This is a genomic window from Wenxinia marina DSM 24838 (genome assembly GCF_000379485.1).
In the GTDB taxonomy this organism is placed as follows: Bacteria; Pseudomonadota; Alphaproteobacteria; order Rhodobacterales; family Rhodobacteraceae; genus Wenxinia; species Wenxinia marina.
Map to the genome: position 1 here is coordinate 17,460 of NZ_KB902278.1, position 13,457 is coordinate 30,916.

Genomic DNA, 13,457 nt, shown 5'->3' on the forward strand with positions numbered 1-13,457 from the left:
CGGGCGGCCGCGGGACCCGCGGTCAGAGGAGGATGAGGATGCCTCCGGTCGCCACCGCGCCCGTCGCCATCGTCGCGGCGATGACGGTGATCGCCCGGCTGCCGATCGGGCGCGCGCTGTGCATGTCGAGCTTGCGGTAGGTGCGCACGGCGTTGCGCCAGGCCGACCAGATCGTGACCAGCGCCACGGCGACGAAGATCAGCGCCACCGCCTTGGGCAGCCATGTCGGTTCGAACGGGCGGAACACCGCCTTCAGGCCGAGCGCGACGGCGAGCGCGCCCATGCCGGTGCGCATCCAGCCCGCGAAGGTGCGCTCGTTGGCGAGCACGGTCCTGTCCTCGGCCCAGTCGGTGCGCGCCTCGGCCCACTGGGTCTTGGCGTCCGGGTCTGGCGGGGTTCCGTCCTGCATGGTGCCAGCCTAGGCTCCCCGGCCCTCACCGCAAGGTGTAGAGCAGGACGACGCCGCCGACGTAGACGCCCGCTACCAGGATCGTGTCCAGCCCGACGCCCGCCACCGCCGGGTCCCGCCGCTCGATCAGGCCGGCGAGATAGATCGCGGTGACGAGAATGCCGAGGATCCCGGCAAGGATCGAGAAGCTGCCGACCTCCGCAAGCACCGGCCCGCCAGGGAACAGCAGGTCCACGACGACGATGATGGCGACGTCGAAGAGATTGGTGCCGAAGATGTCGCTGACCGCCATCACGTACCGGCCGAGCCGCACGGCGGCGATCACGGTCGAAATTTCCGGCAGCGAGGTCGAGATCGCGATGAACACCGCGCCGAAGAAGCTGTCGCCGAGGCCCGTCTGCTCGGCCAGCGCCTCGCCCGTGGTGGAAAGCAGCCAGCCCATCGCCAGGATCACCGCCGCCACGCCGGCCGTCAGCATGTAGAGCCGCCGGTCGGAATGGTCGACCTCCGGCTGCTCGGCGCCGATCTCCTCGGACGGCGGCTCGCCCACCACCTGCCAGGCGGGGTGGCTGCCGGACTTGGCGACCATACGGATCGCGTAGAGGAAGACGAACAGGATGCCCCACGTCCAGGCGCCGGCGCCGAGCACGGCGACGTCGCCGACGACGATGCCGCAGACGGTGATCGAGACGAGGACGATCCCCAGCGCCCCCTGCAGCAGCACGATCGGGTCCGGCACCACCGCCGTCAGCGCCCGCTTGCGGATCACCGCGTCCGCGAGCGCGAGGACGGCGACCTGCGCCGTGAACCCGCCGAGCAGGTTGTTGACCGCGAGCTGCGCGTTGCCGCCCGTCGCCGCGGTGCCGGTCACGGCGATCTCCGGCAGCGAAGTGATCCCGCCCAGGAGGATGACGCCGAGGACCGCCTGCCCGATGCCGGTCCGCTTCGCGATGGCGTCGGCGTAGCGGGACAGGCGGGTGCCCGACATCCACACGGCGGCGGCGGCGACGCAGAACAGGGCGACGTTGCCCCAGATTGGCCAGTCGGCGAAGCTCGGCACGGGGGCCTCCCTTGCGGATCTCCTGAAGGAAGAGGTCGGGGCGGGAAGGGGTTCCGACCCCGATCGTCCATCGAGTGCGGGTACGGATCCACCGATCGGCGGTCGATTCGGTCGGTCCGGCCGGGGACGCCCCCCGGCTCCTGCGTCCGCCGCGCCGTTGATGGCTGCTGGCCCAGAAGAGGTGTGACTGCGCCGTGCTCCCGACCGACCCTGCCGCCCCTCCTGACGACTGGCCCCGGACGCTGCCTGTCGCGGGCGGCACGCTGGCTCTCGCGCCCCGCCCCGGCGGCGCTTCAGGGGCTGGGGACGCCTACCTGGCCGACCTCGCGCGGATCGTGGGATGGCGCCCCCGGCTGGTCCTGTCGCTCGTGGAAGCCGCCGAACTGACGGGCGCCGCCGCCGCGCTTCCCGCCGACCTCGCCGCGGCCGGGATCGCCTGGCGGTCGTTCCCCGTCCCCGACTACGGCGTCCCGGGACCGGACGCGGCCGCTGCATGGCCGGCCGAATCGATCGCCCTGCGGGCCGCGCTGGCCGGTCATGGTCGCGCCCTCGTCCACTGCGCCGGCGGCCGCGGCCGCTCGGGGATGATCGCCCTGCGCCTGATGGTCGAGGCGGGCGAGGCCCCTGCCGTCGCGCTGGCGCGCCTCCGGCACGCCCGTCCCGGCGCGGTGGAGACAGAGGCGCAGAGACTGTGGGCAGCGGGGACGTGAGCGCCCCCTCGCTCCGGTCCGTCGAGGGTCCGGCGAAGCGGCGAGGCGCCTGCCTTGGTCGCGACGGGGCGATGCGGAAGCGCGGGAGATGGAGCCCCGCCCCGGCCCCGGGCCGGGGCCCCGCTGCGGCCGGGCGCGATGCCCGCGAGGCCCGGGGTCGAGCCCGGGGCGGTAGGTCCCGGGGCTCGTTCCTCGTGGCCCGGCTCTTGCCGGAACCGCCGGACGATCCGGTCCCGCAACGGCGCTCACGCCGCCCCTACCGATCCCCCCGCTTCCAGTCCCCCCGCGTCTTGCCGTGCCGGTGCATCTTGCCCGCGGCCCGGAATCGCGCCCGCGCCTGGGCAATGCTTTCGCTGTTGTAGCGGTCCTCGCGGCCGAGCTTGCGCCACCGCTCCAGCCGCGCCGCGTCCAGCCGGCCGTCGCCGATCGCCGCCTGCACCGCGCAGCCCGGTTCCGCCTCGTGGGCGCAGTCGCGGAAGCGGCAGGCCGTCGTCAGGTCCTCGATGTCGGCGAAGACCTCGGCGATCCCCTCCGCCACCCCGGAGAGCTGCAGCTCGCGCATGCCGGGCGTGTCGATCAGCCAGCCGCCCGCCAGCGTCCGCCGCAGCGCCCGCGCCGGCGTCGTGTGCCGCCCCTTGGCGTCGTCCTCGCGGATGCCCCGGGTCGCCGCCTCGATGCCGGTCAGCGCGTTCTGCAGCGTCGTCTTGCCGACACCGGACGATCCGACCAGCGCCAGCGTCTGCCCGTCCCGGCACCAGGGATCGAGCCGCCGCGCCTCCTCCGGCTCCCGCGCGTCGAGCGTCAGGACGGTCGCGAGCGGCGACAGCCGCTGCGCCCGCCGGGCGTAGTCGTCTGCCTCGTCCGTCAGGTCGGCCTTGGTCAGCACGACCATCGGCAGGCAACCGCCCGCGGCGGCGATCGCGAGATACCGCTCCAGCCGCGCCTCGTTGAAGTCGTCGTTGCAGCTGGTGACGATCCCGAGCGTGCCGACGTTCGCGGCGATCAGCTGGTCCTTCGCCACGGGGCCGGCGGAGCGGCGCTGGATCACCGTCTCGCGGTCCATCAGCCGGGTCACGTGGACGCCGTCGTGTAGCACCCAGTCGCCGACCGCGTAGTGCCCGGTCTCCTCGGGCGTCCGCAGGAGCGCCGGCCCGTCCGGGGTCAGCGCCTCGACCCGGTCGCGGTGCACCGCGACGATCCGGGCGCGGGGAGAGGTGTCGCCGGCATCCAGCTGGCGGTCGAAGTGCGCCGACCATCCGAGGCCGGCATCTGTAGGGGTGTTCAATGGGATAAGCCCTGATGCGCGTGAGAGAGCGCGCCCCGGTCGGGGCGCAGGATCACGGGCCGAGCGGCGGCCTGGGTCTCAGGCGGCGGCCCGGAAGGGGGAACGGGTCTCCATGACTGGCCCTCCTTCGCGTGCGTCAAGGGTGAGAGGCTGACAACGACCCAAGCGGGGCTCGTTACGGCTGCTTCCTTCCGGACCTGACCGGGTTGGCGAGGCGCCTGCCCGCGCCAACCTCTCGATCCCGCATATAGGAGAACTCGCGGGACCGTGCAACGGCCGTGCGCCGCCGCGGCGGAACGGTCCGTGCCGCGCCCGCGTTCGGCGGCGACGCCTACATTTGTGGGGTAACGAGTCATGGACCTGAAGATCGACGGACGACGCGCGCTGGTGACCGGCGCCTCGGGAGGCATCGGCAAGGAAGTGGCCGCGCGGCTGCACGAGGCCGGCGTTGCGCTGACCCTGACCGACAAGGACGAGGACAAGCTCGCCGCCGTGGCGGATCCGCTCGGCGCGACCGCCATCCGGGCCGACATCTCGACGAAGGACGGCGTCGAGGCGCTGCTGCGCGACGCCGGGACCGAGTTCGACATCCTCGTCCATGCGGCTGGCGTGACCGGCGCCAAGGGCGACCCGCTGGAGATGGCGGAGGAGGACTGGGACGACGCGCTGCAAATCGACTTCCACTCCGCCGTGCGCCTGTCGCGTCACCTCGGACCCGCGATGATCTCGCGCGGGTGGGGGCGGATGGTCTTCGTCACGTCCGAGAACGTGGCCCAGCCCTATCCGGAGGAGACGGTCTACAACGCGTCCAAGTCCGCCCTCCTGTCCTTCGCCAAGTCGGTCGCGATGGCCCATTCCGGAGAGGGGCTGCTGGTGAACTGCGTCGCGCCCGCCTTCATCGAGACGCCGATGACCGACGGGATGATGGAGAAGCGCGCCGAGGAGATGGGCACGTCGAAGGAGGACGCGGTGCAGAGCTTCCTCGAGGAGGAGCGCCCGTACCTGGTGCTGAAGCGCCGCGGCCAGCCGCAGGAGGTGGCGCCGGTCGTGGCGCTGCTCTGCTCCGAGCTCGCCAGCTTCGTCACCGGCGCCAACTGGCGCGTGGATGGTGGGTCCGTGGGGTCGATCAACGTGTGATCGTGGGGCGGTCGCGCAGTCCGCTCGCGGCCGCTCACGCTCGTCACCCGCCCCGGGCCTGACCCGGGGCCCCGGCGGGCAGGGGCGCTCGCTCCCGGTTCGCGGCCCCGGGTCAAGCCCGGGGCGGGTGATGCTGGTTGTCCCCGCCCGACCTGACGTCGCTACCGATGCCCCGCCCGTCGGCCGCTCCCCATTCCCCTTGGCCTTCCGCCTCCGCCCGGCTAGGCCAACCGGATGCAGCCCCTCTCCCTCTTCCTCGCCGCGCCGCCCGGCCTCGAAGCCGTCCTCGCCGAGGAGGCCGCCGAGGCCGGATTCGCCTCGCCGGTCACGGTTCCCGGCGGCGTCGAGATCGCCGGCGGCTGGGACGAGGCGAGGCGGGCGAACGTGACGCTGCGCGGTGCGGGCCGGGTGCTGGCGCGGATCGCCGAGTTCCGGGCGTTTCACCCGGCGCAACTGGACAAGCGGGCGCACAAGGTCGCGTGGGACGAGGTCCTGCCGAAGGGCGTGCCGGTCAAGGTCGAGGCGACCTGCCGCCGGTCCAAGATCTACCACGCCGGCGCCGCCGCGAGCCGGGTGGAGGGCGCGATCGCCGCCGCGCTGGGGCCGCCGCCGGAGGGCGACGATCCGCTCCGCGTCATGGTCCGGATCGAGGACGACCTCGTCTCGATCAGCGTCGATACCTCCGGCGAGCCCCTGCACAAACGCGGCCACAAGCTGGCGGTCGGCAAGGCGCCGCTGCGCGAGACGCTGGCGGCGCTGTTCCTGCGCCAGATGGGCTACCGCGGCGACGTGCCGGTCGTCGATCCGATGTGCGGCTCGGGGACCTTCGTCATCGAGGCGGCGGAGTGGGCGCTGGGCCTGCCGCCGGGGCGGGGGCGGGACTTCGCGCTGGACCGGCTGCCCGTCGCGGTGGCGAAGGCGCCCGCCCCGGAGCCGCGCGAGATCGCCTTCGGCTTCGTCGGCTCGGACCGCGATGCCGGCGCGGTGCGGATGGCGTCGCAGAACGCCGCCCGCGCCGGCGTAGATGCGGTCGCGCTGTTCGAGCGTCGGGCGATCCGCGACGCCGCGCCGCCGGACGGGCCGCCGGGGATCGTCATGGTGAACCCGCCCTACGGGGCGCGGATCGGCGACCGCAAGCTGCTGTTCTCGCTCTACGGCGCGTTCGGGCAGACGATGAAGGAAGGGTTCGGCGGCTGGCGCGTGGGGCTCGTGACGTCGGACGGCGGGCTGGCGAAGGCGACCGGCCTGGGGCTGGAGCCGGCGGGGCCGCCCGTGCCGCACGGCGGGCTCAAGGTGACGTTGTGGCGGGGCGAGATGGGGTGACGGGCGGCGACGCTGAGTTAGAAACCCGTCCTACGGTCCGCGCCCCGGCCGCTTGCGCCGACACGTAAGACGGGTTTTCAACCCATCGCCGACGTCACGTCTGCGGCCGCTCCGCCCAGCCGGCGAAGGTCCGCTCCAGCCAGACCACGGCGTAGTAGAGCACGATCCCCAGCACCGCGAGCGCGATGAGCACCGCGAACATCAGCGGATAGTTCGAGTTCGTCTGCCCGCTCAGGAACAGCGCTCCCAGCCCCCGCCCGTGGGGCGAGACGATCTCGACGAGGTTGGTGCCGATGAAGGCCAGCGTCACCGCGACCTTCAGGGCGCCGAAGAACTCCGGCAGCGTCTTGGGAAGCGCGATCTTGCGGAAGATCGTCACCCGCGACGCGCCGAGCGAGCGCAGGATGTCGCGGTATTCCGGCTCCAGCGTGCTGAGGCCGATGCCGACGGAGACCGCGATCGGGAAGAACGAGATCAGGAACGCCATCAGCACGGTGTTGAAGTTGTGCTGGCCGATGAACAGGAGCGCCAGCACCGGCACCAGCGTCGCCTTGGGGATGGCGTTGAATCCGACGAGGAGCGGATAGAGCGCGTCCCGCGCGATCCGCGAGAACCCCATGACCATGCCAAGGAGCAGGCCGAACAGCACCGCGAGCGCGAGGCCCGCGACGGTCCGCCAGAGCGTCTGCCAGGACCCGATCAGGAACAGCTCCCAGAAGCGGGCATAGGCGGCGGGCAGGTCCGACGGCGAGGCCATGACGTAGTCCGGCCAGCCGTTCAGCCGCACGATCAGCTCCCAGAAGGCGAGGAAGGCGAGGATGGCGAGGGCGGGGACGGCGACCTGACGGATCATCGGGCGCGCTCCGCGAGGCCGGGGCCGGCGACGCCCTGCGCGGCCGATCCCGGCGGCGGGGCGGCGGGGGGCGCGGCGTCGTCGGCCCCGCGCCCCTGGGCGACCTTGATCTGGTCCCGCAGCACGTGGAGCATGTCTCCCACCTCCCGCGTGTAGAGGACGTCGAGCGTCCGGTCCTCGGGCAGATCCACGTCCATCACGTACTGCGTCCGCGCCGGGCGACCCGACAGAACGATGACCTGATCCCCGAGGAACACGCTCTCGCGCAGATCATGGGTGATCAGGACGCAGGTGGACGGCTCGCTGCGGCGGAGATCCCGCATCGTCTGCCACAGGTCCTCGCGGGTGAAGTTGTCGAGCGCGCCGAACGGCTCGTCCATGATGAGGACGTCGGGCTTGTGCACGATGGCGCGGCACAGCGAGGCGCGCTGGCGCATGCCGCCCGACAGCTCGGACGGGCGCTTGGTCTCGAAGCCCTGCAGGCCGACGAGGGCCAGCAGTTCCTCCGCCCGCGCCTCGCGCTCGGCCCGGGGCATCCGGGGCGCCACGATCTCCAGCGGCAGGATGACATTGTCGAGGATGGTGCGCCATTCCAGCAGCACCGGGTTCTGGAACGCCATGCCCACGGTCCTGCGGGGGGAGGTGACGCGCTCGCCGTGCAGCCGGACCTCGCCGGCGTCGGGCTTCATCAGGCCGGCGACGAGGCGGGTCAGGGTGGACTTGCCGCAGCCCGACGGGCCGACGACGGCGGCGAACGTGCCCTCGGGGACGCCCATGTCGACTCCGTCCAGCACCGGCAGGGGACCGGCCTTGGTGCGGTAGGCGTGGCGGACGTCCTTGATCTCGATGAGGTTCGTCATCTGCGGGTCGGTGCCTCGCTGCGGCGGAGCGAAGGGGGCGCTGCCCCCTCTTGGCCTGACGGCCAATTCACCCCCGGAGGTATTTGGTGCAAGATAGGGGGGCAGGGCGGGTGCGCCGTGGCGACCCGCCCCGCATCATCATTCGAGCGTCGGCAGCGGCGAGGGCAGGTACTGCGGGTCGAAGTAGAGGGCCGCGTCCGGTTCGGACTGGAACTCGTAGACGGTGGCCGTCTGTTCGATCGCGCTGGCCATCCGGGCGTCGTCGATGCCGCCGAAGCCGGTCTCGGTGACGTAGGGCGTCATCACGTTGGCCTCGATCGCCATCATCAGGCGCTCCTTCTCGAGCTCGGCGTCGGCGGCGGGGTTGCGCTCGATCAGGCTGGCGATGGCGGCGTCGGGATCGTCGATGGCGGCCTGCCATCCTGAGGCGACGGCGGTGAGGAAGCCGGTGACCGCCTCGGGGTTCTCGGCGGCGAAGTCGGTGTTGACGATGATCGCGTTGCCGTAGAGGTCGACGCCGTAGTCGGCCATCAGCAGCACGGTCAGGTCGTCCTCGGGCACGCCGAGGCGGATCAGGTTCAGCGTGGACGAGAACGAGAAACCGGTGACGGCCGCCACCTGGCCCTCCGCCAGCATCGGCTCGCGCGTGGGGAAGCCGACCGGCTCCACCGTGATCGCGTCCATGTCGAGGCCGGTCTCGGCGGCGAAGATCGGGAACTGCGCCCAGGCGCCGTCCGGCGGCGGGGCGCCGAGGATCCGGCCTTCGAGATCCGACGGCTCGGTGATGCCGAGGCTGGCGCGGCCGACCACGGCGGAGGGCGGCTTGTCGTAGACCATCATCACCGCGGTGACCGGCGCGCTGGGGTTCTGGTCGAGGAACCGCATCAGCGAGTTGATGTCGGCGAAGCCGATAGGGTAGGCGCCGGTCGCGACCTTGGGAATCGCGTCGAGGCTGCCGTTGCCCTCGGCGATCTCGACCGTGAGGCCCTGCTCTTCGAACGACCCGTTGTCGATGGCGAGGAAGTAGGGCGCGGACGGGCCCTCGAACTTCCAGTCCAGCGCGAACGGCATGGAGGTCTGGGCGAGGGCCGGCGCGGCGAGAAGCGCGGCGCCGAGGAATGCTAGCGTCTTGTGGATCACGTCTGTCGTCTCCCCTGTCCGATAAGTGTGCCGTCGCCCGTGATGTCCTGCCCGGCGAGCCGAGGGGAGACGTGCACCGGAGGGGGGCGGGGAAACCGGGGCGGTACCGCTTGCCGCTGCCTCAAGATCGGGCAGAATACCGGCAGGCGCTCAGGAAATAGGCAGTCTGCCTCTTCAGAGGTCGATGACGATCCGGCAGAAGCCCTCGCTGCCTTCGCCGCTCTCGCGCAGCCGCCGATTCGGGATGTCGGGAACGTGGCCGACGGGGCAGGGCGCGGTGTCGATCCAGGCGGCGCGGCCCGGCGCCGGGGCGAAGTCCCAGATCGGGGTCGCGTCGGGCGTCACCCTGTCCTTGCGCGCCAGCCAGTCGCCGAAGATCTGCTGCAGGGTCGTCGGGCTGATGTCGAGCAGGGTGCCGCGGGACGCGGCCTCGTAGCCGCCGGCGCCACTGGCCCGATGCGAGTTGACGGCGACGACGACCTGCGCGGTGCCGGGCAGGACGGTCCCGTCCTCGAGGCGGAGGTCGCGGATGCGGTCGCCGTCCGGGGCGGTGACGTCGATCGCGTAGCGCAGGCCCCAGATCGTGTCGAAGAGGTAGGGCGGCGCGTCGGTCAGCAGGGGGCCCGGCGGACCGGTCCCGATCCGGCGGAAGGCCAGGGCGGTGCGCTCGAGCCAGTCGCGGACGTCGCGCATCGTCAGGCGCAGCAGGCAGACCGGGTTGGGGAACGGGTAGACCTGCCCCACGAAGCCGCGGGTGATCGGTCCGGCCGGCAGGTCGATGTAGTTCTGGGGGCCCGATCGCCCGCCCGCCATCAGCGGCGCCGTGGCGGCGAGGATCGGCAGCTGCGCCTCCGGCCGGCCGGCGAGGCGGGCGGCGGCGTGGTCCCGCAGGGCACGGCCGAGCAGCTGGCCCGCGGGGGCGGCGCCGATCATCGCGAAGCGGGTGGAGAGCGGCGCCGTCAGGCGGGCGAGCGGGCGGCGCACGTCGGCGAGGACGCGGGCGTGGTAGGGGCGCAGCGCGTCCCATTCGGGCGCGTCGCCGGCATCCGGGACCGGGGAGACCGGCTCGGTCCGGACGGCGGCGTCGATCGGGCGCCAACGGTCGCCGATGCGGGTGAGCCGCAGGTCCACAACGCCGATCTGCCGCCCGTGCGAGCCGGCGATGACCGCCGGCTTGCCGTGCAGGCGTCCCTCGGGCACCGCGGGTCCGGGAAAGACCTCGTGGGTGTGTCCGCCCACCACCACGTCGATCCCGTCGAGAGCGGCGACGGCGGTCGCCGCGTTCTCGCCCGGCTCGCCGCCGTCCATCAGGCCGGAATGGCACAGCGCGACGACGATGTCGGGCTTCTGCGCGAGCAGGCCGGGCAGCACCGCGGCCACGGCGGCCACGATGTCCGGCGTCTCGACATCGCGGCCGAGGACGAGACGGTCCCAGCTCGCCGACGGGGCCGGCAGCATGCCGACGATGCCGATCGTCAGCGGCACCTCACCGCCCTCGCCGTCGGACACCGTGCGCCGCAGGAGCGCGGTCGGCGGCAGCAGGGTCTCCCAGCCGCCGTCCCGGCGGTGCACGAGGTTGGCCGACACGACCGGAAAGGCCGCGTCCGCCAGCGCGTCGCGCAGGTAGCGCAGCCCGAAGTTCAGGTCGTGGTTCCCGATGGTCGCGGCGTCGTAGCCGAGGGCGTTCATCGCCGAGATCAGCGGGTGCGGCCCCTGGCCCGGCTCCCAGTCCGCGCGCACCCTGTCGGACAGCGCACTGCCCTGCAGCAGGTCGCCGTTGTCGAACAGCAGCGTGGCGGGCGCCTCCGCGCGCAGGGCCGCGATGGTCTCGGCGGCGGCGGCGAGGCCGACGGCGGGGGCCGGGCGGTCGGTCGCGTAATCGTAGGGCCAGACGTGGAAATGCAGGTCGGTGGTGGCGATCAGCCGCACGCCGATGGCCGGGACCAGAGTCCCGGTGTCCGCGGTCGCCATGCCGTCCACGATCACCCTTTCCAGTTCGCGCCCCGGTTTCAACCATAGGCTGAGTCGTTTGCCGGGCAAGTCCCTATCGGATTGGGACTGGCCACGACGCGGAGTTCGGGGTCAAGTCCCGCCATGAAAGATGCAGAGACTGTGGTTTTCGGAGGCGGCGGTCTGGACCGCGCGGCCGAGCTGAGGGGCGACGGCGCGGGCCTGGGCGAGCTCGCGGCGCAGCGCGATTCGCGCTGGATCGCGCTGTGGCGCGGCAAGCCGATGGTCGAGGGGCCGGCCGAGGCGCCGCGTCTGTCGCGGCTGCCGGCGGGCCATCCGGTGCTGGCGGACGCCCGGGAGGCGCCGCTGTTCCTCGGCCGCTCCGACAAGGGTGGCCTCTGGGCCGCCGACATCTCGCCGTGGGAGCCGCCGGCGGACATCGACATCGAGAGCGTGGGCGCCTTTCTCGACGCGTCCGAGCAGCGGCATCCGGCCGGTCCGGACGGCGCGCGCTTCGCCGAGCTGCGGGCCGCGATGACGCGGCTGACGCCCTTCGAGGCGGAGCTTGCGGCGACCGCCAAGGCGCTTCTCGGCTGGCACGAGACGCACGGCTTCTGCGCCCGCTGCGGAACGCCGACCCGGATCGTGCAGGCCGGATGGCAGCGCGACTGCCCGTCGTGCGGCGGCCACCATTTCCCGCGCACCGATCCCGTCGTCATCATGCTGATCACCCGCGGCGAGAAGGTCCTTCTCGGCCGCTCGCCGGTCTGGCCGGAGGGGATGTACTCGCTCCTCGCCGGCTTCGTGGAGCCGGGCGAGACCGTCGAGGCCGCTGTCCGCCGCGAGGTGTGGGAGGAGGCGGGCGTCCGGGTCGGGCGGGTCGGTTACCTCGCCAGCCAGCCCTGGCCGTTCCCCGCCTCGCTGATGCTGGGCTGCCGCGGCGAGGCGCTGACGGGGGAGATCACGCTCGACCCGGTGGAGCTGGAGGCGGCGCTGTGGGTCGGGCGCGAGCGGCTGGCCGCCGCCTTTCAGGGGCGCGACCCCGTGATCCGGCCGGCACGCAAGGGCGCGATCGCGCGGTTCCTTCTGGACAGGTGGCTTGCGGGCACGCTCGATTGACGGAACAGTGCCGGCGCCTCGCGGCGGCACAGGGAGCGGACGGGACGGATGCAGATCAGCACGCAGCAGGATGTCGAGGCGCCGATCGAGGTCGTCTTCCGGCAGGTCAGCGACTTCGCCGCCTACGAGCGGCAGGCGATGCGCCGCGGCGCGGACGTCCGCCGGCTCGACGGGGCCGACGAGGTCGAGGAGGGCTCGGCCTGGCAGATCCGCTTCCAGTTCCGCGGCCGCGAGCGCGACCTGCGCGCCGATCTCGTCGCCTGGGAGCCGCCCGAGAGCTTCTCGGTCACCTCGTCCACCGGCGGCCTCGAGGGCCTGACCACCGTGGACTGCGTGGCGCTGTCGCGGACGCGGACGCGGGTCACCCTGAAGACCGAGCTGACCGCCAAGTCGATGCCGGCCCGGCTGCTGCTCCAGTCGCTGAAGATCGCCCGCGGCAACATCACCCGGCGCCTCGACACGCGGGCCGAGGCGATGGCGAGGGAGATCGAGGCCCGCTGGTCACGGAAGGCGGCGGCCCCCCCTCCGGCGCCCTGACCGGACCCGCGCTCTGGGCGCAAGCGCCGGGGGTTTCACACCCCCGGGGCCCATGCGGGATTCCCGGCAGTAGAGGGAACGGGGCGGGAGCGGGTTCGATGCGGGCGGTCAGTCCCGGACGATCTCGTAGCGGCGCGGGGCGGCGGGATAGACGCCGAGAAGCCTCAGCTGTTCGGTGAAGTAGTCCAGCTCCTCGAAGGCGAGCTGGACGTTGCGGTCGTCGGGGTGGCCCTCGATCTCGGCGTAGAACTGGGTCGCGGTGAAGTGGCCGCCGACCATGTAGCTCTCCAGCTTGGTCATGTTCACGCCGTTCGTCGCGAACCCGCCCATCGCCTTGTAGAGCGCGGCCGGGATGTTGCGGACCCGGAACACGAACGACGTGATCATCGGCCCCTTGCCGCGCCGCTTGTAGTCCGGCTCGCGCGCCATGACGACGAAGCGCGTGGTGTTGCGGTCGTGGTCCTCGATGTGGCGTGCGAGGACGTCGAGGCCGTAGACCCGCGCCGCGAGGTCCGAGGCGAGCGCGCCCTCGGACGGATCGCCGAGGGCCGCGATCTCGCGCGCGGCGGCGGCGTTGTCGGACCATTTCAGCGTCTCGAGCCCGTGCTCGCGCAGGAAGTCCCGCGCCTGGCCCAGCAGGATGTCCATCGAGCGGACGCGGCGCAGCTGGTTCAGGCGCGCGCCGGGCACGCCGAGGACGTTGATGTGGATCCGGACGAACGCCTCGTCGACGATGTTCAGCCCGCTCTCGGGCAGCAGCTGGTGGACGTCGGCGACCCGGCCATAGGTCGAGTTCTCGACCGCGATCATGCCGAGCTCGGCGTCGCCCTTGCGGACCGCCTCGATCGCGTCGTCGAAGGTCGGGCAGGGCAGGGGGTCGAGGTCGGGGCGCGCCTCGAGACAGGCCTGGTGCCCGTAGGCGCCCGGCTCCCCCTGAAAGGCGATGCGGCCGCTCACTCCAGTATTCCCCCCTTAACCGGCGCCTCTTCGCGGGCATTTCGTCGCGCCTCTACACCTTGCAGAAGCGCGGCCCAAGCGGCTAGAAGCCGCGGGGACTGGATCGGGATGGAACGC

General features: G+C 72.6%; 13 protein-coding genes and 1 other RNA gene. 5 read left to right on the top strand and 9 right to left on the bottom strand.

Annotated elements, in window-relative coordinates:
• Positions 1-22: 22 nt before the first annotated feature.
• Together A37W_RS0103510 and A37W_RS0103515 are read right to left on the bottom strand one after the other, a co-directional pair.
• Positions 23-409, bottom strand: coding sequence for a YidH family protein (locus A37W_RS0103510; RefSeq protein WP_018301639.1), 387 nt, complete (start codon positions 407-409; stop codon positions 23-25).
• Positions 410-434: 25 nt separating this feature from the next.
• On the bottom strand, positions 435-1,469 hold the full coding sequence (locus A37W_RS0103515) for a sodium:calcium antiporter (RefSeq protein ID WP_018301640.1): 1,035 nt from the start codon (positions 1,467-1,469) through the stop codon (positions 435-437).
• Positions 1,470-1,663: 194 nt separating this feature from the next.
• On the opposite strand from A37W_RS0103515, the gene A37W_RS0103520 reads away from it, so the two are divergent.
• Positions 1,664-2,179 carry a protein-tyrosine phosphatase family protein gene (locus tag A37W_RS0103520; RefSeq protein ID WP_018301641.1) on the top strand — a complete coding sequence of 172 codons (516 nt, stop codon included), beginning with the start codon at positions 1,664-1,666 and terminating at the stop codon, positions 2,177-2,179.
• A 256-nt stretch (positions 2,180-2,435) separates the two neighbouring features.
• Here the strand turns inward: A37W_RS0103520 and rsgA are convergent, their stop codons facing one another.
• Together rsgA and ffs are read right to left on the bottom strand one after the other, a co-directional pair.
• The gene (gene rsgA, locus A37W_RS0103525) at positions 2,436-3,464 is read right to left on the bottom strand and encodes a ribosome small subunit-dependent GTPase A (RefSeq protein WP_018301642.1); all 1,029 of its coding nucleotides are present in this window, start codon (positions 3,462-3,464) and stop codon (positions 2,436-2,438) included.
• Between the two features lie 140 nt (positions 3,465-3,604).
• Positions 3,605-3,702, bottom strand: an RNA gene (gene ffs, locus A37W_RS23120) — signal recognition particle sRNA small type.
• A 116-nt stretch (positions 3,703-3,818) separates the two neighbouring features.
• On the opposite strand from ffs, the gene A37W_RS0103530 reads away from it, so the two are divergent.
• The gene (locus A37W_RS0103530; protein WP_018301643.1) at positions 3,819-4,601 is read left to right on the top strand and encodes an SDR family NAD(P)-dependent oxidoreductase; all 783 of its coding nucleotides are present in this window, start codon (positions 3,819-3,821) and stop codon (positions 4,599-4,601) included.
• 234 nt (positions 4,602-4,835) lie between these two features.
• Positions 4,836-5,924, top strand: a complete 1,089-nt coding sequence (locus A37W_RS0103535) for a THUMP domain-containing class I SAM-dependent RNA methyltransferase (RefSeq protein WP_018301644.1) — start codon at positions 4,836-4,838, stop codon at positions 5,922-5,924.
• A gap of 94 nt (positions 5,925-6,018) precedes the next feature.
• On the opposite strand, the gene A37W_RS0103540 is transcribed toward A37W_RS0103535, so the two are convergent.
• From A37W_RS0103540 to A37W_RS0103555, 4 genes are all read right to left on the bottom strand, one after another.
• The gene (locus A37W_RS0103540; protein ID WP_018301645.1) at positions 6,019-6,777 is read right to left on the bottom strand and encodes an ABC transporter permease; all 759 of its coding nucleotides are present in this window, start codon (positions 6,775-6,777) and stop codon (positions 6,019-6,021) included.
• A complete protein-coding gene (locus tag A37W_RS0103545) occupies positions 6,774-7,637 on the bottom strand; it encodes an ABC transporter ATP-binding protein (protein WP_018301646.1) in 864 nt (287 codons plus the stop codon). Before A37W_RS0103545 ends, A37W_RS0103540 begins: the two co-directional genes overlap by 4 nt.
• Before the next feature lie 138 nt (positions 7,638-7,775).
• Positions 7,776-8,774 (bottom strand): ABC transporter substrate-binding protein, encoded by a 999-nt coding sequence (locus A37W_RS0103550; RefSeq protein ID WP_026198268.1) that lies wholly within the window; start codon positions 8,772-8,774, stop codon positions 7,776-7,778.
• Positions 8,775-8,951: 177 nt separating this feature from the next.
• Complete coding sequence (locus A37W_RS0103555; protein WP_040753443.1) at positions 8,952-10,748, bottom strand: 5'-nucleotidase C-terminal domain-containing protein; 1,797 nt, start codon at positions 10,746-10,748, stop codon at positions 8,952-8,954.
• A 123-nt stretch (positions 10,749-10,871) separates the two neighbouring features.
• On the opposite strand from A37W_RS0103555, the gene nudC reads away from it, so the two are divergent.
• Together nudC and A37W_RS0103565 are read left to right on the top strand one after the other, a co-directional pair.
• On the top strand, positions 10,872-11,846 hold the full coding sequence (gene nudC, locus A37W_RS0103560; RefSeq protein WP_026198270.1) for an NAD(+) diphosphatase: 975 nt from the start codon (positions 10,872-10,874) through the stop codon (positions 11,844-11,846).
• A 48-nt stretch (positions 11,847-11,894) separates the two neighbouring features.
• A complete protein-coding gene (locus A37W_RS0103565) occupies positions 11,895-12,383 on the top strand; it encodes an SRPBCC family protein (protein ID WP_018301650.1) in 489 nt (162 codons plus the stop codon).
• 108 nt (positions 12,384-12,491) lie between these two features.
• Here the strand turns inward: A37W_RS0103565 and A37W_RS0103570 are convergent, their stop codons facing one another.
• The gene (locus A37W_RS0103570; RefSeq protein WP_018301651.1) at positions 12,492-13,340 is read right to left on the bottom strand and encodes a prephenate dehydratase; all 849 of its coding nucleotides are present in this window, start codon (positions 13,338-13,340) and stop codon (positions 12,492-12,494) included.
• Positions 13,341-13,457: the final 117 nt, after the last annotated feature.

What these genes read in the sequence shown, in the direction of transcription:
- A37W_RS0103510 (WP_018301639.1), bottom strand. Translation starts at nt 409, where the DNA reads ATGCAGGACGGAACCCCGCCAGACCCGGACGCCAAGACCCAGTGGGCC.
- A37W_RS0103530 (WP_018301643.1), top strand. Translation starts at nt 3,819, where the DNA reads ATGGACCTGAAGATCGACGGACGACGCGCGCTGGTGACCGGCGCCTCG.
- A37W_RS0103535 (WP_018301644.1), top strand. Translation starts at nt 4,836, where the DNA reads ATGCAGCCCCTCTCCCTCTTCCTCGCCGCGCCGCCCGGCCTCGAAGCC.
- A37W_RS0103540 (WP_018301645.1), bottom strand. Translation starts at nt 6,777, where the DNA reads ATGATCCGTCAGGTCGCCGTCCCCGCCCTCGCCATCCTCGCCTTCCTC.
- A37W_RS0103545 (WP_018301646.1), bottom strand. Translation starts at nt 7,637, where the DNA reads ATGACGAACCTCATCGAGATCAAGGACGTCCGCCACGCCTACCGCACC.
- A37W_RS0103555 (WP_040753443.1), bottom strand. Translation starts at nt 10,748, where the DNA reads ATGGCGACCGCGGACACCGGGACTCTGGTCCCGGCCATCGGCGTGCGG.
- nudC (WP_026198270.1), top strand. Translation starts at nt 10,872, where the DNA reads ATGAAAGATGCAGAGACTGTGGTTTTCGGAGGCGGCGGTCTGGACCGC.
- A37W_RS0103565 (WP_018301650.1), top strand. Translation starts at nt 11,895, where the DNA reads ATGCAGATCAGCACGCAGCAGGATGTCGAGGCGCCGATCGAGGTCGTC.